This is a genomic window from Actinoplanes derwentensis (genome assembly GCF_900104725.1).
Taxonomy (GTDB): Bacteria; Actinomycetota; Actinomycetes; order Mycobacteriales; family Micromonosporaceae; genus Actinoplanes; species Actinoplanes derwentensis.
Window position 1 is genome coordinate 1,621,612 of the sequence record NZ_LT629758.1, and the last position, 20,356, is coordinate 1,641,967.

A 20,356-nucleotide genomic window follows, 5' to 3' on the forward strand; every position below is an offset into this window, starting at 1 on the left:
GTGCCGACACCTTACCGCCCGGACATGTCCCAGTCGTCGGTGCCGGTTGCCGAAACCGCCCTGGTGCGAGCCCAGCCGCGCAGCGCGTCGAGGCGTTCGGCCTGGGTGACGCTCAGCGGCACGATGCTCATCACCGCGCGCACCAGGTCGTCGCGGCTCAGCGGACGCCGTTCGGAGAAGGCGTCGAACAGCCCGGCGGTGACGGCCTGTTCGATCTCGGCGCCGGAGTACCCCTCGGTCAGCCCGGACAGTTCGAGGAACAGTTCGTCGCCCTCCGGTAGTCCACCGGCGGCCCGGGGATGGCGCATCGCCCGCCGCAGATGCACCTGCCACACCGCGATCCGCTCGGCCCGGGTGGGCAGGTCGACGAAGAACGTCTCGTCGAACCGGCCCTTGCGCAGCAGTTCCGACGGCAGGCCCTCGAAGTCGTTGGCGGTGGCGATCACGAACACCGGATGCTGTTTCTCCTGCATCCAGGTGAGGAAGGTGCCGAACACCCGGGAGCCGGTGCCGGAGTCACCCGTCCCGGACGCGAACCCCTTCTCGATCTCGTCGATCCACAGCACACACGGCGCGATCGCCTCGGCCGTACGCAGCGCGGTCCGCATGTTGTGCTCGCTGGATCCGACCAGACCGGAGAAGACCCGGCCGATGTCCAGGCGCAGCAGCGGCAGGTTCCAGACGGCGGCGACGGCTTTCGCGGTCAGTGACTTGCCGCAGCCGGGCACACCGGTGATCAGCACCCCGCGCGGGACGGGCAGCCCGTAGTCGGCGGCGTCGGCGAGCCACGATCCGTTGCGTTTGACCAGCCAGGCCTTCAGCTTCTCCAGACCGCCGACGTCGTCGAGCACGGTGTCGGTGGTGACGATCTCCAGCAAGCCCGACTTTCGTACGGTCTGACGCTTCTCGTCGTGCACGATGTCCAGGTCGTCCAGGTCCAGCACCGGGCTGTTGACCATGGCCCGGGCGTACGCGTTCTCCGCCTCCTGCATCGTCAGCCCGGCCGCCGCGGCGACGAACCGTTCACGCCCCGTCTCGTCCAGGTCGACCCGCAGCCGGCCGCTGGCCGTGTTCGAGCTGATCATCGTTTCCAGCAGCACCCGCCGCTGGGTCTCGCCGGGCAGCGGGTAGTCGACGATCGTGACGTCCTTGGACAGCTCGGCCGGGATCGCCAGAACCGGGGAGAGCAGCACCAGCGTGCGCGGGTGCAGGCCGCTGCGGAACACCTGGGCGATGTCGCGCAGCAGCCGGACCGGCTCCATGTTCTGCGGGTACTGCCCGTCCTGCAGCAGCGGATGCAGGTCACGGAAGACGAAGACGGCCGGCTCCTCGATGCGCTGGATCGCCTGCAGCGCGTCGACCGGTCGCAGACCGCCGGCTCGGGGCTGCCCGTCCTGGTGGATCAGGCCGCGGGTGGCCGTCCACGTCCACACCCCGCGCGGAATCCGCACCTGGTCGGTGTCCCGGGCGATCGCCGCGATCTCGTGCAGGGCCCGCTGCTCTTCGAACGACTCCAGGTAGAGGATCGGGAACCGGGCCTTCAGCAGTTGCGCGAAGGTCGCCGCGAAGGACCTGTGGTTCATGCCGCCATGTTCGCACGACCGGCAAGGGAATTCCCGCTTGTGGCTGCCGCGCGAAATGTGCGGGCATAGCACGACTCCCCTGAGCCTGATGAGATCTATCAGCTTCGATGGTTGCGCCGGTAATTTTCGACTCCGAAAGCCGTTTGGGGGCAAACGGCTCCTCTTCCACACCGATCGAGAGGAACAGGGGACGTGACACTCCACCGCACGTCAGCAGCGAGCGCGGGCCTCCTCGCGCTGGGGCTGAGCGCGATCGTCGGTTACGGCACGCCCGCCGTCGCCGCCGAGCCCACCGGCACCATCCTGGCCGCCGGTTCACCGGACGCCATCGAGGGCAGCTACATCGTCGTCCTCAAGGACGGCACCACCACGACGGCCACCACACTCGCCGGCCGGTACGACGGCACGGTCGAAGAGGTCTACGCGAAGGCGATCAAGGGCTTCGAAACCAGGATCGATGCCGACGACGCGGCGAAACTGGCCGCCGACCCGGCCGTCGCCTACGTCGAACAGAACCAGATCATCCGCCTGGCCGCCGGCACCCAGACCGGCGCCACCTGGGGCCTGGACCGGATCGACCAGGCGAGCCTGCCGCTGTCGACCACCTACACGTACCCGAACACCGCGTCGAGCGTGCACGCCTACATCATCGACACCGGCATCCTGACCACGCACTCGCAGTTCGGCGGGCGCGCGACCAGCGGTTACGACTTCGTCGACAGCGACAGCAACGCCACCGACTGCAACGGCCACGGCACTCACGTCGCCGGTACCGTCGGCGGCTCCACCTACGGCGTGGCCAAACAAGTGCAGCTCGTCGCGGTCCGGGTCCTCGACTGCGAGGGCAGCGGCACCACGGCCGGCGTCATCTCCGGCATCAACTGGGTCACCAGCAACGCGATCAAACCGGCCGTGGCGAACATGAGCCTCGGCGGCGCCGCCAGCACCACCCTCGACACCGCCGTGTCGAACTCGATCGCGGCCGGCATCACCTACGGCGTCGCGGCCGGCAACGACAACGCCAACGCGTCCAGTTACTCCCCGGCCCGTGTCACCAGCGCCATCACGGTCGGCGCGACCGCCAGCACGGACGCCCGCGCCAGCTACTCCAACTACGGCAGCGTCCTGGACATCTTCGCGCCCGGCACGTCGATCACCTCGGCCTGGTACACCAGCACCACCGCGACCAGCACCATCAGCGGCACCTCGATGGCCACCCCGCACGTCGTCGGCGCGGCCGCCCTGGTCCTGCAGGACAACCCGTCCTACACCCCCGCCCAGGTCGCCTCGACCCTGACCACCAACGCGGTCGCCAGCAAGGTCACCAGCCCCGGCACCGGCTCGCCGAACCTGCTCCTGCAGGTCGGCACCGGCGGCGGAGGCGAGACCCCCACCCCCACCGGCTGCACCGGCACCAACGGCACCGCCGTCAGCATCCCCGACGCCGGTTCCGCGGTGACCAGCTCGATCACCGTCTCCGGCTGCGGCCGCTCGGCCTCGTCGGCCTCGTCGATCGCGGTCGACATCACCCACACCTACCGCGGTGACCTGACCATCGCACTGGTCGCCCCGGACGGCACCAGCTACGCGCTGAAGGCCAGCAGCAGCTCGGACAGCACCGACAACGTCAACACCACCTACACCGCGAACCTGTCCAGCGAGGCTGCCGACGGCACCTGGCAGCTCAAGGTCCAGGACGTCTACTCCTCGGACACCGGCACCATCAACTCCTGGACCCTCACGGTCTGACCCCGTTCCCCCGAAGTGATCGGGCCCGGCGACCACTCGCCGGGCCCGATCACCATTGGGTGGCCGCCGGTAAGGCCGACGCCCTCGCGCCCCGAAACGCCGGGGCCTTGCGGAAACGCCGTCCGTGGCATAGCCCCGGGGTGACCGACGAGGACGCCCTGACCGCTCGGTTTCGACGGCATCCGGGTGTCGGTCGATGACGTCACCACCGCGGAGTCCGCGCTGGCCAGGCTCGCGGATTTCACCGGCATCGAAGGCCTGGACCCTTCGGCGACGGCGATCCACTCGGCGTTCCATTTCCGTCCCGCGGACCGCTGACCCGGTCGTTCTCCGGCGGCGCGGGGTCCGGGCGCCTCGGCGTGGGGGTGACACACTCTGATCATGGGTTTGTTCACATTGCCGGAAGCGCGACTCGAACTCGTGAAACTACGGCCCGTCATCGCCGAGATCATCACTCTCCGTGCCGACATGGTGGAACTCTCCGCGGCCCTGGTACCCGGCGGTGAACCCACCACGCTCGGCGGCCTGCCGGAGCGCAAATTCACCGAGGCCCGTCTCAACGAACTGATGACCGAGATCCAGCAGACCGGCGCCGCACTCAAGGGCGTCGCCCCACTGCTGCTGGACTTCCCCGCCGATCTCGACGGCGTTCCCGTTCTGCTGTGCTGGCTCGAAGGCGACGCCGACATCACCTGGTACCACCGCGCCGACCTCGGCTTCGGCGGCCGTCGCCCACTCCCCGAAACCACCTAGTTCAACCGAGATCCAAACCCTTTTCCGGTACGCCCCACGAAACGGTCCCGTCCACACCGCGCGAGATGGCAGCTGGTCACGGCCGACGACGCGGCCGCCGGGCCGAATGCGGTGGCCGCCGCTACGCCAGCCGAATGCGGTGGTCCCGGCACACCGGCCGAATGCGGTGGCCGCGGGGGCGTCGGCCGAATGCGACGACTGACCGCGGGCCGGGCCGAATGCGGTGACCCGGTGGGCGCACGGCTGAATGCGGCGGCTGTCGGCCGCCGGGTTCTGACCGGCCGGGCGCCGGGCTGAATGGGGGACCGCTGGGCGGTGAGCATCGCATTCGGCCCGGCGGTCGCGGGTCGGCCGTTCGCCGGGAACCGCCTCGCGGGGCGAGGCGGGACCGTTTTGTGGGGCGTACCGGAGAAGGGTCTAGGAAGTCACCGGGAGAGGGACGCCAGACGCCTCTGGTCGGCGGGGCGGCGGATCGCGCAGCGGACCTCGGGCCAGCGGGCGGGGCGTTCGTAGACGAGTTCGAGACCGTCTTCGGTGTCCCATTGTTCGCCGATCTGGCGGAAGCCGAAACCGGTGGCCAGCGAGCGCGAGGCGACGTTGTCGGGGGAGATGCTGACCCGGACCCGGTTGACGCGGGGGTCGCGGATCGCCCGGGACAGCAGATCATCGAGGGCGGTCCGGGCATAACCGTGACCGCGGTGGTCGGGGTCGATGCCGTAACCGATCTCGACCACGCCGGTGGAATCCGGTGGGCCGTGGAATCCGGCGGCGCCGACCGCCTTGTTGAGCGAACCGGCCCAGATCAGACCGGTCACCCAGGCTGCGGCGCGTGGATCAGCGTCGCATTGGGCGGCACGCATGCGCCAGACCGGGCCGCATTCGGGGCCGAGAAGGTAGGGGGTGACCGGAACCGGAATGACGGTAGCGGCGGTGGCCGCATCGCCGTCGGCTAGCGCGTGGAACGCCGCGGGGGTCAGATGCAGGATGCGTACGTCGGGGTGTGACTGTGACACCGGGGAAGAGTGCCACAAACCCGGCGACTGCGACCCTTCTCATTAGGAGCGTCACAGTCGCCGGAATCACACTTTCCTAAACTGTGAGCGTCCAGGTGCTCAGATAGCCGGTGTCGCCGGAGTAGTTGTCCTTCACACTCAGGCTCCAGGTGCCGTTCGCGGTCTCGCTCGACAGGTTCGCGGTGTAGGTGGTGTCGACGTTCGCGGCACTGTCCGAACTGCTGGCCGCCTTGAGGATGTAATAGCTGCCGTCGGGGGCGTAAAGCCAGATCGACAGGTCGCCGCGGAAGGTGTGCACGACGTTGACGTAGACCGTCGACGTCGCCGACGCCGCCGTGCGGGAGCAACCCGAAATGGTGATCGAGCTGGCCACCGCCGCGCCCGCGTCCGGAACAGTCACGTCGGTCCCGTTACTGCCGGTGCACGTGCCTCCGGTCGCGGTGACCGTCGGTGATGCGGTAGCGGTCGGTGACGTCGTGATCGTCGGGGATGTCGTGGTTCCGCCGCCGATCACCGTCACCACCGTGACCGTGCTGTTGGTGCACGCCGCGGCATAGGTGGTCAGCGCGGACTTCTCGGCGGTGTCCACGGTCAGGCCCCAGCGGGTCTTCACCGCGGTCCACTCGGTGATGTAACGGCAGCGCACGCTCGCCAGCGACGGGATCCACTCGGCCGGATCCTGATCACTCTTGGACTGGTTGACGTTATCGGTCACCGCGACCAGGGGCCGGGCGTCGCCGATGTCGTTGGCGTAGGCCTCCCGCTGCGCCGACGTCCAGTTCCGGGACCCGGAGTCCCACGACTCGGCCAGCGGCACCATGTGGTCGATGTCCAGGTCCGACGGGTCGGTCCAGGTCTCGCCGTCATAGTAGGAGAGCCAGGCGCCGCCACTGAGCGCACATCCCGAGCCGACGCTCGGCGCGGTGGTGGCCTCGGCGATCAGCACCTCGTAACGGGTGTTGCAGCCGTCGCTGTCGGCGTCGATCCAGTGGTTGAACAGGTCCCGGTCGTAGCCGGTGCGCACCTCGGTGGCCACCGGCAGGTTGGCGACCATCGTGCGCAGCGGCTGCGAGACGGTGGCCGCCGCGGCGGGCCCGGCCGTCACGACGACGGCCACCAGCCCACTCGCCAGGGCTGCCGCGGCGGTGATGACGAGGGCTAGACGTTTCCGGATCATGGGGGTTTCTCCGGTTCCTCAGGGGGTTTCTGAGATTCTGAGCCCTCACCGGGTCCGGATTGCATCGATCAACGGAAATGTTTCATGCCAGCTGGGCCATCGGGGCCGCGGTATGCCACGGCCCCCGGCCCACGCCCGACCGCTGACGTGAGCTGCGGGCCGTGGGTCAGATGCGGATGTCGATGTCGTTGAAGGCGACCTCTGCGGGGAGCTGGTCGGAGGTGTTCAGGACGCCCAGGACGATGCGGCCCTCGGTGAAGGGCGAGTCCTGCCAGGTTCCGAGCTTTTCGCCGTCGTGAGTGAAGGTCAGCTCGTCGCCCTCGGCGGTGACGCCGACGGTGATCGGGTCGCCCTGTGCCGCCGGTGCGGCGTAGTGGAATGTCGTCAGTTCGGTCATGTCGCTGCCGTCGTCGAGGCCGTGGGTCATCAGGCGGTAGCCGTCGGCGCAGACCGCCAAGAGGTGGCCCGCCTCCGTGTCGGATGACGCACTGAACTTGCCGAAACGCAGCCACACCGCCGCACAGCCCTCCCCGGTCAGCAGCCGGGTCGTCACCGTGACGGTGAAGTCGCGGAAGGTCCGGCGTGGTCCGAGGCAGCGATACGGCCCGGGCGACTTCTTCGTCACCACCAGAGCGCCGTCGAAGGAGCAGGATGCCTTGTTCGTCTTGTCCTGCACCACCCGCCAGTTCTTCTGAGCGGTCAGCGGGTCGGCGACGGCCGACTCCCTCTCGGGCGCCTTCTCCGCCGTGCCGGAGGGGGAGACCGGCGGCTGGGAGGCCGCTCCGGAAACGCCCTGGCGGGTGTCGTCACGGTTGACCGGGATGAGGCCGGAGGCGATCCCCGCGAGCAAGGACACCGCGACGACCGCGGTGAAGGCCAGCACGACGGAGGCCGTCCGGCCGAGACCTTGCCGGGGCTTCGGCGTTTCGGCTGGCGGCCGGGCCTCGACCCATCTGGTCGTCTCCGACCCGGGAACACCGGCGGCGTGCACGGCCACCGTGGGACCGGCCTCGTCGACTGGAGCCTCGTCGACCGGGGGCTGCCGCGGATGGAACCGGGTCGTCACCGAAGCCGGGCTCGCCACGGCATGCCTGTCGTCGGCGGCCTGGGCGTCGGCCACCGCCTCGCGCAGTGCCGGCCGCTGGTTCAGTACGGACGTGGCGTCACCAGCACGTTGTGGGCCGGAGTGCAGAAGCCGGTCCAGCAGTTCCCGGGCGGTGGGCCGGTCCGCCGGGTCCTTGGCTAGGGCCTGTTCGACGAGGCCCCGCAACGATCCGGGTAACCCGTCCAGGTTCGGTGGCATGGTCATGATGCGGACCGCGACCATGTGCGGCATGTCGGCGGCGAACGGGCTGCGGCCGGTCCCGGCGTAGGCGATCACCGCGCCCCAGGCGAAGATGTCGGCGGCCGGGGTCAGGGAACGGGCGGAGTCCTCGTCGAAGCGTTCCGGGGCCATGTAGGTCACCGTGCCGACCACTTGACCGGCGCGGGTGAGCTCGGTGGCCTGCTCGACCGCGCGGGCGATCCCGAAGTCGATCACTTTCGGGCTGCCCGGGGCGAGCAGGACGTTGCCGGGTTTGAGGTCGCGGTGGATGACCCCGGCGCCGTGGATCGCGGTGAGGGCCGTCGCCACACCGATGGCCAGACCGTGCAGGTTGGGTGTGCTCAGCGGCCCCTGCTCGGCGACGACCGTGGCGAGGCTGGGGCCGTCGACGTACTCCACGACCAGGTACGGCTGCTCATGCTCGGGGTCGGCGTCGAGGACCTCGGCGGTGCAGAACGGCGGCACGGCCTGCGCCCGCTCGACCTCGCTGCGGAACCGCTGCCGGAACTGCGGATCGTCGGCCAGCCCCGCCTTGATGACCTTCACCGCGACACGGCGGCCCTCCGGGTTCACGGCCAGATAGACCGTGCCCATGCCGCCCTCACCGAGCCGCCCGATCAGCTCGTAACGTCCCATGTGCCGTGGGTCGCCCGGCTTCAACGGACTGCCGTCCACCGGCCCGGTGGGATCGGTCATCAGATTCCTTTCGTGGACAATCCGGCCTTCGGGCCGGGGAGGAAACGGAGTGCCCTGCGGTGCAAGTCGGGGATAGTCGAGGCGGGTCGGCGTGTGCGCCGGATCCCCCGCAGGACCACTATCGGACAGGCGTGCTATCTAATGTGGATGAGCACCCTCGTGAAGCGGGCGTACAAGTTCCGCTTCTATCCGACGTCCGAGCAGGCCGACCTGCTGGTGCGGACGTTCGGGTGTGTGCGCAAGGTCTACAACCTGGCACTGGAAGCCCGTACCGCTGCCTGGTCCGAGCGCCACGAACGGGTGAACTACGCGGCGACCAGTGCGATGTTGACGGTGTGGAAGAAGTCGGAGGAGTCGGCGTTTCTGAACGAGGTTTCGTGTGTGCCGTTGCAGCAGTGTCTGCGGCATCTGCAGGGCGGGTTCGTGGCGTTTTGGGAGAAGCGGGCTCGTTATCCGCGGTTCAAGTCCAAACGCCGGTCGAAGGCGTCGGCGGAGTTCACCGCCTCGGCCTTCCGCTGGCGTGACGGTGAACTGACCCTGGCCAAGATGACCACACCTCTGAAAATCGTGTGGTCGCGGCCGGTGCCGCAAGCGTGTACGCCGTCGACCGTGACGGTGTCGCGCGACAGCGCTGGTCGCTGGTTCGTGTCGCTGCTGTTCGACGACACCATCGCCACCCTGCCCGCCACCGACACGGCGGTCGCGATTGATGTCGGCCTGAACCATCTGATCACCCTGTCGACCGGGGAGAAGATCGACAATCCCCGCCACGAACGCGCCGACCGTAAGAGACTGGCCCGCGCGCAGCGTGTGCTGGCCCGTAAGGAGAAAGGTTCCAGGAATCGGGACAAGGCCCGGCTCAAGGTCGCCCGGATCCATGCCCGGACCGCTGACCGGCGGCGTGACCATCTGCATCAGCTGACGACTCGACTCGTGCGTGAGACACAAACGCTCGTGATCGAGGACCTGCCCGTCCGCAACATGGTCAAAAACCACCGTCTGGCCAGGAGCATCTCCGACGCAGCCTGGTCGCTGTTCCGGGAACTGCTGACCTACAAATGCAGCTGGTATGGGCGGGACCTGGTCGTGATCGACCGCTGGTACCCGTCGACGAAACTCTGCTCGCACTGCGGGCACCTCATGGACAAGCTGCCGCTGGACGTACGAACGTGGGCATGCCCCGGATGCGGTGTCAGCCACGACCGCGACGTCAACGCGGCGAGAAACATTTTGGCCGCCGGGCTGGCGGTTGCTGCCTGTGGAGCTGGTGTAAGACCTCAACGGGGAAACCTCCGTGCGGGGCGGCAGGCTGTGAATCAGGAAACCCGGCGGGCGACCGCCGGAATCCCCGCCCCTTGAAGGCGGGGAGGATGTCAAGCGCTGTTCACCTGTGTCGCTTCCTGATTCGCTGTCCCCAGCCGGGGCGCCCACGTGGCCGGGGCCTCATCGGCCCCACCGTCGGCAAGGACCACGACATTAGCGCCTGCCGTCGAGTCCGCCGCCACGACCATCGCCCCGTCCGGTCCGCCGTCTCCCCGTCCCTCCCGGACGGTCAGGCCGTGCCGGCGCAGTTCCCGCACGGTCGTCACCAGACGGCGGGCGACCGGCGGTTCCGCGTCGACGACCAGCGTGACCTGGTAGGCCGCCGCCAGCTCTGCGGCCGTTCGCAGCACGGCGTCCGCCCGGGTGGCGCCGAGACGGGCGATCACGACACCGGCCGGCGCCGGGAGAGCCGCGACGAGGGTGATGACCGTGCCGGTCAGCGGCGTGCCACCCGGCTGCCCGTCGGCCATCACGACCAGGTCGGGTTCCCCCGAGCGGACGATGTCGGCTAGGTCGTCGGCGGGATTGCTGCTGAACCGGGCCACCACCGGCACGTCCGGGCCGTTCCCGGCGCGTGCCGCCAGAGCGGTCAGTTCGGTCATCGCCTGGTTCATCTCCAGCAGGCCGTTGCCGATCTCCAGCGGGGCGGCCGGGTACGGCACCAACCGGGCCAGTGCGAGAGTCGCCGGCCGGCGGGACCGGACCAGCGCGGTCGCCAGGTCCAGGACCGCTGCGGCGCGGGCCTCCGCGTCCGGCACCACCACCAGCGCCTTGTACCCGGCGGTGCCGCGCAGTGCCGCCCGTTCCGCTTCGGCGACGTCACGGTCGGCGATGCGCCTCGGGTAGATCCACCCGAGCAGCGGGCCGGCCATCATGGTGGTGACCAGGGCCATCACCACCATCATCGAGAAGATCTGCTGGTCGATGATGGCCAGTTGCAACCCGACGGACAGGATGACGATCTCGGTCAGGCCGCGGGTGTTCATCAGCGTCGCCAGAGCGCCGGCCTGCCGTGCCCCGACCCGGTTCAGCCTGGCTCCGGCGTACGCGCCGATGAACTTTCCGCTGATCGCCACGAGCAGGATCAGCGCCAGTTCCAGCAGTGCGCTGCCGTCGACGGTGGAGAGGTCGACCTGCAGGCCGGCGACCACGAAGAACACCGGTAGCAGCAGGAGCACACTGACCTGTTCCAGACGTTCGAGGATCTCGTGGCGCAGCGCCTCACCACCGGCCCGCGGCATCACCGCCCCGAACACGAACGCGCCGAAGATGGCGTGCAGACCCATGATCTCGGTGAGGTAGCAGGAGATCATCAGCCCGGCGAGGATCACGGCCAGGACGTCGGGGGTGAGCCGCCCGGCACGCTCGCGGGCCACCACCAGGCGCCGCAGCAGCGGCCGGACCCAGCGGAACATCACGACCAGGAACGGGATGATGCCGAGCACCTGCCAGGGCAGGCCGCCGTCGGCGGTGCCGACCGCCACGACCACCGCCAGCAGGGACCAGGCGATCACGTCGTCGACCGCCGCACTGGCCAGGGCCAGGCCGCCGACCTCGGTGCGGATCAGGCCCCGGTCGGCGACGATTCTGGCCAGCACCGGGAACGCGGTGACCGCCATGGCCGCACCGAGGAACAGGGTGAACGGCAGGATGTCGGTGACGTCGTGGCGTCCGGCCAGCCACAGCGCCAGCACGGCGCCGAGCCCGAGCGGTGCCAGGATCGAGCCGATCGAGACGCTGACCGCGATCCGCTGCCGGCCGCGGACCAGGGTCTGGTCCAGCTCGTAGCCGACGATGAACATGAACAGCACCAGGCCGACGTTGGCCAGTCCGGCCAGTGCGGGACGGACGTCGGCCGGGAACAGCCGGTCACTGACCAGGGTGCCGAAGATGCTCGGCCCGATCAGGATGCCGGCGATGATCTCGCCGATGACCGGCGGCTGGCCGATCTTGCGGGCCAGCGCGCCCAGGGCCCGCGCCAGCACGATGATGACCGCCAGGCCGAGCAGCAGCTGACCCACCGCGTGTGAGGTCACGGCTGGATCCCGTCGATGCGGTCGGCGAGGGTGGCGGCGTCCGGCCGCTGGTCCGCCGGGCCGAGGCACTCCCGTACCAGGTCGGCGACCGGTCCGGGCAGGCTGTCGCTGACCCGTGGGGTGGTGGACAGCACGCGGCGCAGGGCGAGCAGGCCGTCGGACTCGGGCAGATCCCCGTAGACGCCGGTCCCGGTCGTCACCCGGTGCAGCACGACACCCAGTGACCACACGTCGCCGGCCGGACCCGGGGCACCGCCCAGCAGCAGGGCCGGGTCGACGTACTCGATCGCGTCGAGACCACCCATCCCGGTGACCGTGACCCCCGCGGCGAACACCTGGGACAGCCCCAGGTCGGAGAGCCTGCCGCCGTCCGGATGAAGCAGCACGTTGCCCGGTTTGATGTCGCGGTGCGCGATGCCCGCCGCGTGCAGGGCCGCGGCGGCCCGCGCGGCAGCGGCCAGCGCCCGTAGACCCTGGACCGTGGTGTACGGCTCGGCCGGGTCGGCGAGTGACCCGGCGGGCAGGTACTCCATCGAGTAGAAGAAGACGCCGTCCTGCTGTCCCGCGTCGATCGGGGTCACCAGGTACGGGGAGCGCACCGCCGCGAACGCGGCCAGCTCCCGGGTGGCCCGGCGGAACGCCACGTCGCTGGACTCGGCGTGCAGCACCTTGACGGCGACGAACTCGACGTCCACCGGCAGCCGGCGCGGGCGCCGGGCTAGAAAGAAGTGCCCGTGGTTGCCGGAGCCGAGCGGTCGGATGAAGTCGTAGTCTGCGATTCCCTGCACCTGTTGATGTCCCTCACGTCTACGTGTTGCGGTGAGACTCGTAGCGGAACCATCGCGGTCCCATGTCGATCCGGGTGCCCGGGGTGATCACGGCGGGCACGCCGGGGGTGAGCTGTTCGGGCCCGGCGGCGCCGGGGCGGTGCAGCAAGGTGCCGTTCGCCGAGTTCAGGTCCACCACGGCGACGTGCCACCCGGTGAGCCGCACCCGCACGTGGCGGCGGGACACGCCGCTGGCCGGGCCGGTGATCCGCATCGGGTTGGCCCGCTGCGCGGCGACGTCGTCGTCGGTGTCGGGCTCCCGGCCCACCACGTAGTCGGTGTCCAGGCGCAGCGTGCTGCCGTCGTCGAGCAGCAGCACCCCCAGCGGCGGCCGCGGCCCGAGCCGGGACACCTGGGTCAGTTGGGCCATCGAGATGCCGCAGATCTGGCAGTACCGCTGATCCGGGTCGTTGAAGTGGTCGTCGCGGCAGTACACCCCTTCGACCAGGGCCTGGGTAGCGGGCGGCGGTTCGGGGGCGGGACCGGGATCGGGAGCATATCCGGGCAGCAGGAGGACTGCCTCGAACGGAACCGCCCGGTCGGGCCGGCGGGCCGGCATCACGGCCCGGCCGGCGGGGGCCACCGGCTGGTCCATCGGCGTCACCGGCTGTGCCGGCTGTGCCTCGAGGCCGGCGCCGCTGACCACCCCGGCTTCGAGAGAGGTCCGCGGATCCGGCGCCCCACTGCCCGGCAGACTGAGCCGTAACGTCGACAACGGGCCGTCGATCGTCCGGAACTGCAGCATCGGCCCCTGCAACTCGACCGTGCCCTGCCTGCCGTCCGCCACAGCGGCCGCGCTCCCGCGTACCAGAACGGCGGGGTTCTCACCCAGAGCGGCGACCGCGCAATCCGGACCATCGCCGCCGAGCCGACCGGCCAGCCGCGCGATCAGCACCGAGCCGTCGGCGCCCTCGGCCTCGGCGGCGACCTCCCGGACGAGCGCCAGCAGAGCGTCGGTCTGGGCGCCGCCGTCCGCGCAGACCGCGAGCAGCGGGCCGGTCCGGATGACCAGCCCGGCGCCCGGCAGTGGTTGTACCCGCATGCTCACACCAGCCTCCCGCCCCGGAACCGCCAGCGCAGGAACGGCACCCGCATCGGCCCGTTCGCGGCAAGCCAGACCGCCACCCAGACCACCCCGAAGTGCGTGGCGAAGGCCCATCCCGCAGGCGCCGCCCCGATCAGCGGAACCGCACCGGCCTTCAGCAGGATCCAGAGCAGCAGCCCTTCCGGTACGCCGGTGAGCAGTCCGAACAGCGTCGGCCAATCTTTCTCCCAGCGGAACTGCATCAGCAGGTGGTACAGCAGCTCCCAGCCGACGCCGATCACCGCGACCGCCGCCAGCACCACGAACGCGTCCCGATGGCTCAGGGGCAGCAGCGGGACCAGGACGAGGGTGATCAGTGAGCCGACCAGCGCGATCAGGAAGAACCTGGTCTGGATGCGGCCGATCAGGATCGGGACCATGCGGCACTTCCTTCCACCGGCCGGTTGAGGCTCCAGCGAATCCACTGGGCGGTCGAGCGCAGCGGCCCGAGCCGGGGTGCCCAGCCGCGCCGGGCCAGGTCGTCGGCGATCTCCTGCGCCGCCACCTGCAGTCCGAGGAACGTGTCGACGCCGGGGAAGTAGCCGCCGAGGGTCGCGGTTCCGGAGGCGTACAGGGCGCCGTCGCCGTTGGCCGTGCCCTTGACCTCGAACGTCCGCTCGACCTCGAGGCGGCCCAGCGGGTTGCGCCCGGCTCCACCGTTGGTGAGCAGATCGTTGAGCAGCCGGTGGTCGGCGATGTCGGCTTCCAGCCCGGTGCAGTCGATGATGAAGTCGGAAGCGATCCGCTGCACGCCGTCGTCGCGCTGCACGATGCTGGTCAGCCGGTTGCCCGGCTGCACCTGTTCGACCAGGCCCCGGTAGGCGCGGTACCAGCCGCCGTCCCGTCCGGCCTGCATCTGCTGCTGCCACCGGCGCCGTTTCGGGGTGTTGGTGCCGCCCATGCGCCGGTACTCGGCGGCCCGCTCCTCGCCGTCCAGCTTCCGCATCTTCGCCTTGAGCTGCCCGCCCCACACCGACTTCGGATAGTTGAAGCCCTGGTAGGCGAACCCGTGCCCGCCCTTACGCCGCGACCAGCGGTGCGGGCCGTGCGAGCCGGTCACGAACGTCCGGAAGACGTGCTCGATCTCGGTCCGCAGACCGAATTTCTCGCGGTCGTCCATCAGCCGCTGCAGCACCCGCGACGCGACGATCCCGCCGCCGCGCACCATCACGGTGCCGGGCGTGGTCTTCAGGTACTCGTACACGTGCTCGTGCGGCTCGTAGGCGTTGACCACGTGGTGGAAGTCGCCGTGTGTCTCCCGGAACGCCTGCAGGTCGGGCAGGAACTTCAGCCCCGGATAGCCGACGGCGATGTGCACGAACCGAGACCGGTAGGCGACACGTTTGGTCGCGGTGGTCCCGGCCGGCGGGGTGAGGATGGTGAAGTAGCCGCCGCCGGCCCGGCGGCGGACCATCCGGACCACACCCTTGACGAGCATCTCCGGGTACGCGATCCGCGCCGACTCCCGTTGCAGGCTGGCGAACACCGCCCCGGCCCGTGGGGTCCAGTAGTCGGCGAAGATCGGCTCACCGAGCACGTGCAGTAGCGGCCGGAGACTGCGGTCCTGCCAGGCCTCCGACAGCGCGTACGACGGAAAGCCCCAGATGTTGTCCGGCCGCGACGAGGAATCCGACCGGATCCGCTCCGGCACCGGAATCTGCGACACCCGGGTCAGATACTGATAGGTCTGCCACGGATGGTCGATGTTCGACAGCACGGCGATCTGGTCCGTCGGCACCCCGGCGATTCGCAGGTAGTCGACGGTGACGAACGACCCGATCCCACCGCCGACGGTGACGAACGGTATGTCGCGCACCTCGATGCCCGACTCCTGAACCATCGCGTCCGTCCACAGGGGACCTTCCAGGAGCCGCGGTGTCAGCTCCCCGGGCATGCCGGTGTCTCTGGATTCCATTGGTGTTCTTTCCCATCGACACATTTACCTGTCGCTCGACGGGCACATGATTACCACAGCCCAGCAAAGTCCCGGCGCCCGCGTGGCGCCGGCCCGTCAGAAACCGAGAGCCGTCGCAGTCCGGTGATAGAGCGCCGCTTCGGCCTGAATCGTGGAACTGTCGAGACCGGGGCGTTCGTTGGTGGTGACCATCCGGAACAGCAGCGCCCGCGCCACCGCCGACACCGGAACCCCCAGCCTGGCCGGCAGGTCGGGCGGGCCGTCGTGCCAGCACAGGGCGTCGGCGACGATCATGCCCTCGGCGAACGACACCGGCCGCCAATAGGGGGACACGTCGATCACCGCGGGTGGCAGGAGCGGCGCGAAAAGGATGTTTCCGGCCAGGTCCCCGTGGATCAACTGGGCGGGTTCCCGCTCGTCCGCGGAATCCAGGGCCCCGCGCAGTCGTGCCGCCAGCGCGGTGAACTCCGGCCGGAAGACGGCGTCCGATTCCGCCCACGCCACTCGGTCGGCGGTCGCCCAGCGATCCTGCCGGGTGCCGACGAACAGCGGTCGCTTCAGATGCGCGACCGCCCGCGATCACGTCCATGATGCGGGCCGGCCCCAGCCGGGGGTCGTGTTCCCGCAGCACCTGAGCAGCGGCCATCGAGCCGTGGGGGAGCACGTCGTCGACGAGGCGCTGCACCTCGGCGGGAAGAGACATCCAGAACTCGCGGTCGGTGGTCACCCGGCGATTGTCGTCGCAGCTGTGAGGCCGTGCACTTCGCCTTGCAGCCGGGGCGGCCGGGCGGTTGGGTCTGGGAGGCGCGTATCGGCTCGTTTGAGGAGACTGGTTTTGACGACGGGAGAACCGGCGGTGACGGAAGCGGGGCCGGCTCGGACGGCGGTGGTCACCGGCGCGAGTCGTGGATTCGGGCGGGCGCTCGCCCTGGAACTCGCTGATCGCGGGTGGCACGTCATCGCCGGTGTCCGCGAAGGATCACTCGACCACCCGCGGATCCGGACCGTCGTCCATGACGTGCGCGACCCGGTCGACGCGGCGCTGTTCGGGGACGGGCCGATCGACGTGCTCGTCAACAACGCCGGGATCGGGGCTCCGGCCGAGCCGATCGAGATCGCTGACCCGGCCACGATCCTGAGTGCGGTGGACGTCAACGTCGCCGGGCCGATGCGGCTCGTTCAGGCGCTGCTGCCGCTGCTGGAGAAGACGCCCGACCCGCTGATCGTCAACGTCACGTCGCGGCTCGGGTCGCTGAGCGCCCAGGCTGAGGGGCGGTTCGCGGACCGGCGGAGCAGTTACGCCTACCGGATCTCGAAAGCCGCCCAGAACATGCTGACGATCGCTCTGGCCCAGGAGTTGGCCGGGCAGGTGCGCTGCTGGGCCGTGCATCCGGGGGCGCTCACCACGGCGATGGCCTCGATCGACGCCGACACCTCGCCGGAGAGGGCGGCGGCCCGGCTGGCTGAGTTGATCGAGCGGGGCGGGCCGGAGTCCCCGAGCTATCTGTCGCTGGACGGTCCGAGGCTGCGCTGGTAGACGTACTAGAGCTGGGGGTTGATCAAGATTTTGGGGCCGGTCGCGCTGCCCGCCGGACGGCGACCGGCCAGGATCTCGGCGGCTGAACCCAGGCCGACCGTCGCGGCGACCAGCGGGCGCGGGTCGACCGAACCGGACGCGAAAGCCGCGATCGCCGGGGCCAGACCGGCCGACGCGCCCAGGATGCCGACCGTGGTGACGTCCTTGAGCACCGCGTCGCGCGTGTCGATCAGGCTGGGGGTGCCGGACAGGCCGATGTAGACGACACGACGGCCGGGTTCGACCAGGGATACGGCGAGTCCGGGCAGTTCGGGACCGTTGGAAGCGTCGACGACCGCGTCCCACGGCAGATCCGGCAGCGTCTCGCGAGTCCACGCGTCGTCGCGGCCCGCGCGCTCACCGAGCAGATGCACCTCGATACCGCGAGCCCGCGCCAGCATGGCGGTGAGCAGGCCGATCGTGCCGGTACCGAGGATCAGTAGACGTTCGCCGGGGGCGAGGGCGGCGGCGTCGACACAGCGCTGGGCGTTGCCGGCCGGTTCGACGAGCGCTCCGGCGGTGGCGTCGACGGTGTCGGGGAGCGCGTGCAGGTAGGCGGCCGGGAACGCCAGCTGCTCGGCCAGCGCCCCGGCGAGACCGTCGCGGATGCCGAGCTCGTGCCGGTCCGGGCAGACGTGGTGACGGCCGGCGATGCAGCGGCGGCAGTGTCCGCAACCGATCATCGTGTCGCCGGTGACGCGGCGGCCGGCCCACGACTCGTCGACACCGGGGCCGACCGCGCGCACGGTGCCGGACCACTCGTGCCCCGGCCGCAGCGGATAGGACGAGACACCGCTGTGCAGGTAGCTCATCTCGCCGGTGAACAGCTCCACGTCGGTGCCGCAGACCCCGGCCCGTTCCACGTCGACGATCACCTGGCCGACTGCGGCGACCGGTTCGGGCACCTGCTGGACCTCGGCCTTGCCGGGCCCGGTGAGTACCAGCGCACGCATCATGATCACGATCTTAGGACCTGCTCGCGGGATCGTCCGGCGGCCGCCCCCGCGACCACCTGGACCAGGCCCAGCGCGATCACCATGACCAGGGCCGATCGCCAGCCGCCGGTGCGTTCGGCCAGCACGCCCGCCGCGACCGGGCCGGCGGCCGCCAGCAGGTAGCCGAACGACTGCGCCATTCCCGACAGTCGGGTGGTCGCCGCGTCGGTGGTTCCGCCCAGGCTGATCAGTGTCAACGCGGTTACCAGGGCGGCGCCCTGACCGATTCCGGCTATCGCTGCCCACAGCACTGCCAGATGCGGGGTCAGTAGTAGCCCGGTTACCGCCAGGACCATCGGGAGGCTCGCCATTACCGCGCCCAGTCGCGGCCAGCCGTTCAACAGCAATGGAATAGCCAGCCCGCCGACGATGCCCATGCCCTGAAACACGAACAAATGCACCCCCGCCGTCCGCTCCGGCACCCCGTTCGCGACCTCGATCGTCGGCAACCACGTGACCAGCACGTAGAAGCTCGTCGACTGCAACCCCATGAACGCGGTGATCCACCAAGCCCGAGGCTGCCGCCACACCGCGACATCGCCGGTTGTCCGAATCGGCTCACGCTCCGGCACGCTACGGGCCCGCGGTGCCCAGGCCGCCGCGACGACCAGCGCCGGCAGACCCCACACCCCGAGCGCCAGCCGCCAGTCCACCGCGTCCGCGATCGGCACCGCCACCGCCGAAGCCGTAGCGGCCGCCACCGTGAGAAACGCGGTATAGGACCCGGTAGCCCGCGACATGTTCGCCGCGTAGTCGCGCTTCACGATGGCCGGCACGAGCACGTTCCCGACCGAAATCGCACACCCGATGATCACGGTTCCCACCCACAGCCCCACCACCCCCGTCCAGGACCGCACGACCGCGCCGACCGCGAGCACCAGCAGCGCCACCAGCACCGCCCGTTCCATCCCGAGCCGCCCGGAAGCCCGATGGATTTGAGGCGACACCACCGCGAACGCCAGCAACGGCAGCGCTCCCAACAGCCCCAGAGCACTCTCGCCAAGCCCCACACCTACGCCGACCTGCGGAAGCACCGGCCCCACCGCGGTGATGGCGGGCCGCAGACAGAGTGCGACGAGAAAAACGGCCGCCGCCGGAAGTAGGCGCTTCACGCCCGCGAGCCTCTTACGGGAAGAGCGAAAAGGTCAAGATCCATCCTTTCGGTACGCCCGGCCACAGCCCCGTTTCCGTCCCGCGAGGTACGCGATCCGCCCGGACCGCCGGGGCGCCCGCCTCCGCGAAAACGCACCCTGACCGCGGAGCGTGCCGAGGTGAAGCATCCGGCACCGCCGGGCGGCGGCTGGCGTAGGCAGCCGCCTCCTTGCGATCTCTCCTCGATCACCTGGATGACCGCCATCTATGGTGAATGGCGGAAGTCAAGGTGGCTGCCGCCTGAACCCATTGGCCAGAGGCATTGGAAATGGTGACGCCAACCGTATCTGGTAAGATGCGCGTCGCCCATCCCGATAATTGTCACCACAAAGGACGCAAAATGCAGGACGACGGAAGAACTCCAGTTTATTCGGCCGCCGATACGGTCGCCGTCGTACTGGACTTCCTGACCTTTCTGACGACCCTGCACCGCGACCGTGACCATCTCTATATGCCCCCGCCGGGAGGGTGGCCCGGTTACACGCCTGAGAACTGTGCCGATTTCAAGTCCGATCTCGTCGTCGAAGTGATGAGGAACCTCCCGTTCCTCGGCGGCGAGGCGACCCGGCACGACAGTTTGGGGCAAATTCACTACAAATGTTGCCTGCTTGACTACACCACGTTCGATCGCGAGGAACTCACGGAGCAGGAAGACCTCTGGGAGAGGGAGGACGAAGAGAGCGACGACGAGTCTGCGCCCGACCACGTCTTCATCCTCGCTGCTGGTTACGAGAGTGGCGGCCGGACTGTTTTCATCGACGCGCTGGAGGGCAAAGCCGTCGAAGCGGAGATCCGAGGTGGGAATGAAAACTCCATCTGGGATCTCAAAGAATACTTCGAGGACTTGAAGAACAAGTACCGGAATCTGGAGATCGTCCCCATCCCGCACGCCGAGATGAAAGTGATCACAATAGCGGACCTGCATCGTTTTGAGTCAGACGAAACGGTGAGCGAGGAAGAAGTTCTGATGCAAAGCGATCGCTGGTGGGGTAGCGACCTGGATATTAGATACACTCGGCAGCTCTACCGGGAGTTCGGGTGGCCGAATGATTTCCAGAGGGACGAGGCGTTCCGCGAACTCTGCAAGGTGATGGATGAGCGGATGGCCCGATAAGCAGAAGTCTCATCGGTGGGTGGTTCGAGGGCCCGCCCC

The 20,356-nt window shown here is 69.4% G+C and carries 17 protein-coding genes and 2 pseudogenes; 6 read left to right on the forward strand and 13 right to left on the reverse strand.

All coding sequences use genetic code 11. The features are described from left to right. Positions 1 to 11 precede the first annotated feature (11 nt). Positions 12 to 1,583 (reverse strand): AAA family ATPase, encoded by a 1,572-nt coding sequence (locus tag BLU81_RS07320; RefSeq protein ID WP_092542794.1) that lies wholly within the window; start codon positions 1,581 to 1,583, stop codon positions 12 to 14. Positions 1,584 to 1,775: 192 nt separating this feature from the next. Between BLU81_RS07320 and BLU81_RS07325 the strand changes: the two genes are divergently transcribed. From BLU81_RS07325 to BLU81_RS07330, 3 genes are all read left to right on the forward strand, one after another. Beyond that, the gene (locus tag BLU81_RS07325; protein WP_307833821.1) at positions 1,776 to 3,332 is read left to right on the forward strand and encodes a S8 family serine peptidase; all 1,557 of its coding nucleotides are present in this window, start codon (positions 1,776 to 1,778) and stop codon (positions 3,330 to 3,332) included. Between the two features lie 186 nt (positions 3,333 to 3,518). Beyond that, on the forward strand, positions 3,519 to 3,650 hold the full coding sequence (locus BLU81_RS51420; protein WP_269460999.1) for a hypothetical protein: 132 nt from the start codon (positions 3,519 to 3,521) through the stop codon (positions 3,648 to 3,650). A gap of 63 nt (positions 3,651 to 3,713) precedes the next feature. Further along, entirely contained in the window at positions 3,714 to 4,085 is a 372-nt protein-coding gene (locus tag BLU81_RS07330; RefSeq protein WP_092542796.1) for a DUF2203 domain-containing protein, read from the forward strand. A 425-nt stretch (positions 4,086 to 4,510) separates the two neighbouring features. Here BLU81_RS07330 and BLU81_RS07335 read toward each other — a convergent pair whose 3' ends face one another. From BLU81_RS07335 to BLU81_RS07345, 4 genes and pseudogenes are all read right to left on the reverse strand, one after another. Further along, positions 4,511 to 5,098 carry a GNAT family N-acetyltransferase gene (locus tag BLU81_RS07335; protein WP_197686144.1) on the reverse strand — a complete coding sequence of 196 codons (588 nt, stop codon included), beginning with the start codon at positions 5,096 to 5,098 and terminating at the stop codon, positions 4,511 to 4,513. Between the two features lie 76 nt (positions 5,099 to 5,174). Continuing rightward, positions 5,175 to 5,522: pseudogene (locus tag BLU81_RS50315) on the reverse strand (proprotein convertase P-domain-containing protein); the annotation flags it as partial. A 147-nt stretch (positions 5,523 to 5,669) separates the two neighbouring features. Then, positions 5,670 to 6,275, reverse strand: a pseudogene (locus BLU81_RS51425) (HNH endonuclease family protein); the annotation flags it as partial. Positions 6,276 to 6,441: 166 nt separating this feature from the next. Beyond that, positions 6,442 to 8,295: a serine/threonine protein kinase gene (locus BLU81_RS07345; protein WP_092542800.1), complete on the reverse strand. Its 1,854-nt coding sequence runs from the start codon at positions 8,293 to 8,295 to the stop codon at positions 6,442 to 6,444. Between the two features lie 147 nt (positions 8,296 to 8,442). Here BLU81_RS07345 and BLU81_RS07350 point away from each other — a divergent pair, with 147 nt between their 5' ends. Beyond that, the gene (locus BLU81_RS07350) at positions 8,443 to 9,654 is read left to right on the forward strand and encodes an RNA-guided endonuclease InsQ/TnpB family protein (protein ID WP_092556730.1); all 1,212 of its coding nucleotides are present in this window, start codon (positions 8,443 to 8,445) and stop codon (positions 9,652 to 9,654) included. A 14-nt stretch (positions 9,655 to 9,668) separates the two neighbouring features. On the opposite strand, the gene BLU81_RS07355 is transcribed toward BLU81_RS07350, so the two are convergent. The 6 genes from BLU81_RS07355 to BLU81_RS50325 form a co-directional block, all read right to left on the reverse strand. Further along, a complete protein-coding gene (locus BLU81_RS07355) occupies positions 9,669 to 11,654 on the reverse strand; it encodes a cation:proton antiporter domain-containing protein (protein WP_157751372.1) in 1,986 nt (661 codons plus the stop codon). Further along, the gene (locus BLU81_RS07360) at positions 11,651 to 12,442 is read right to left on the reverse strand and encodes a protein kinase domain-containing protein (protein ID WP_092542804.1); all 792 of its coding nucleotides are present in this window, start codon (positions 12,440 to 12,442) and stop codon (positions 11,651 to 11,653) included. The genes BLU81_RS07355 and BLU81_RS07360 overlap by 4 nt, the downstream gene beginning before the upstream one ends. A 19-nt stretch (positions 12,443 to 12,461) precedes the next feature. Beyond that, positions 12,462 to 13,523, reverse strand: coding sequence for an FHA domain-containing protein (locus BLU81_RS07365; protein WP_092542806.1), 1,062 nt, complete (start codon positions 13,521 to 13,523; stop codon positions 12,462 to 12,464). A 2-nt stretch (positions 13,524 to 13,525) separates the two neighbouring features. Further along, complete coding sequence (locus BLU81_RS07370) at positions 13,526 to 13,945, reverse strand: hypothetical protein (RefSeq protein WP_092542808.1); 420 nt, start codon at positions 13,943 to 13,945, stop codon at positions 13,526 to 13,528. Further along, a complete protein-coding gene (locus BLU81_RS07375) occupies positions 13,930 to 15,480 on the reverse strand; it encodes a hypothetical protein (RefSeq protein WP_157751373.1) in 1,551 nt (516 codons plus the stop codon). Before BLU81_RS07375 ends, BLU81_RS07370 begins: the two co-directional genes overlap by 16 nt. Before the next feature lie 96 nt (positions 15,481 to 15,576). Next, entirely contained in the window at positions 15,577 to 15,984 is a 408-nt protein-coding gene (locus BLU81_RS50325) for a hypothetical protein (protein ID WP_231954269.1), read from the reverse strand. 331 nt (positions 15,985 to 16,315) lie between these two features. Here BLU81_RS50325 and BLU81_RS50330 point away from each other — a divergent pair, with 331 nt between their 5' ends. After that, complete coding sequence (locus BLU81_RS50330; RefSeq protein WP_231954271.1) at positions 16,316 to 17,017, forward strand: SDR family NAD(P)-dependent oxidoreductase; 702 nt, start codon at positions 16,316 to 16,318, stop codon at positions 17,015 to 17,017. Between the two features lie 5 nt (positions 17,018 to 17,022). On the opposite strand, the gene BLU81_RS07390 is transcribed toward BLU81_RS50330, so the two are convergent. Next, the gene (locus tag BLU81_RS07390) at positions 17,023 to 18,012 is read right to left on the reverse strand and encodes a zinc-dependent alcohol dehydrogenase (RefSeq protein WP_231954272.1); all 990 of its coding nucleotides are present in this window, start codon (positions 18,010 to 18,012) and stop codon (positions 17,023 to 17,025) included. A gap of 2 nt (positions 18,013 to 18,014) precedes the next feature. After that, positions 18,015 to 19,163, reverse strand: coding sequence for an MFS transporter (locus BLU81_RS07395; protein WP_092542814.1), 1,149 nt, complete (start codon positions 19,161 to 19,163; stop codon positions 18,015 to 18,017). A gap of 380 nt (positions 19,164 to 19,543) precedes the next feature. Between BLU81_RS07395 and BLU81_RS07400 the strand changes: the two genes are divergently transcribed. Continuing rightward, positions 19,544 to 20,317 (forward strand): hypothetical protein, encoded by a 774-nt coding sequence (locus tag BLU81_RS07400; RefSeq protein ID WP_092542816.1) that lies wholly within the window; start codon positions 19,544 to 19,546, stop codon positions 20,315 to 20,317. The last annotated feature ends 39 nt before the right edge of the window (positions 20,318 to 20,356 follow it).

What these genes read in the sequence shown, in the direction of transcription:
- BLU81_RS07350 (WP_092556730.1), top strand. Translation starts at nt 8,443, where the DNA reads ATGAGCACCCTCGTGAAGCGGGCGTACAAGTTCCGCTTCTATCCGACG.
- BLU81_RS07320 (WP_092542794.1), bottom strand. Translation starts at nt 1,583, where the DNA reads ATGAACCACAGGTCCTTCGCGGCGACCTTCGCGCAACTGCTGAAGGCC.
- BLU81_RS07370 (WP_092542808.1), bottom strand. Translation starts at nt 13,945, where the DNA reads ATGGTCCCGATCCTGATCGGCCGCATCCAGACCAGGTTCTTCCTGATC.
- BLU81_RS07345 (WP_092542800.1), bottom strand. Translation starts at nt 8,295, where the DNA reads ATGACCGATCCCACCGGGCCGGTGGACGGCAGTCCGTTGAAGCCGGGC.
- BLU81_RS07390 (WP_231954272.1), bottom strand. Translation starts at nt 18,012, where the DNA reads ATGATGCGTGCGCTGGTACTCACCGGGCCCGGCAAGGCCGAGGTCCAG.
- BLU81_RS07330 (WP_092542796.1), top strand. Translation starts at nt 3,714, where the DNA reads ATGGGTTTGTTCACATTGCCGGAAGCGCGACTCGAACTCGTGAAACTA.
- BLU81_RS07365 (WP_092542806.1), bottom strand. Translation starts at nt 13,523, where the DNA reads ATGCGGGTACAACCACTGCCGGGCGCCGGGCTGGTCATCCGGACCGGC.
- BLU81_RS07375 (WP_157751373.1), bottom strand. Translation starts at nt 15,480, where the DNA reads ATGGAATCCAGAGACACCGGCATGCCCGGGGAGCTGACACCGCGGCTC.
- BLU81_RS07400 (WP_092542816.1), top strand. Translation starts at nt 19,544, where the DNA reads ATGCAGGACGACGGAAGAACTCCAGTTTATTCGGCCGCCGATACGGTC.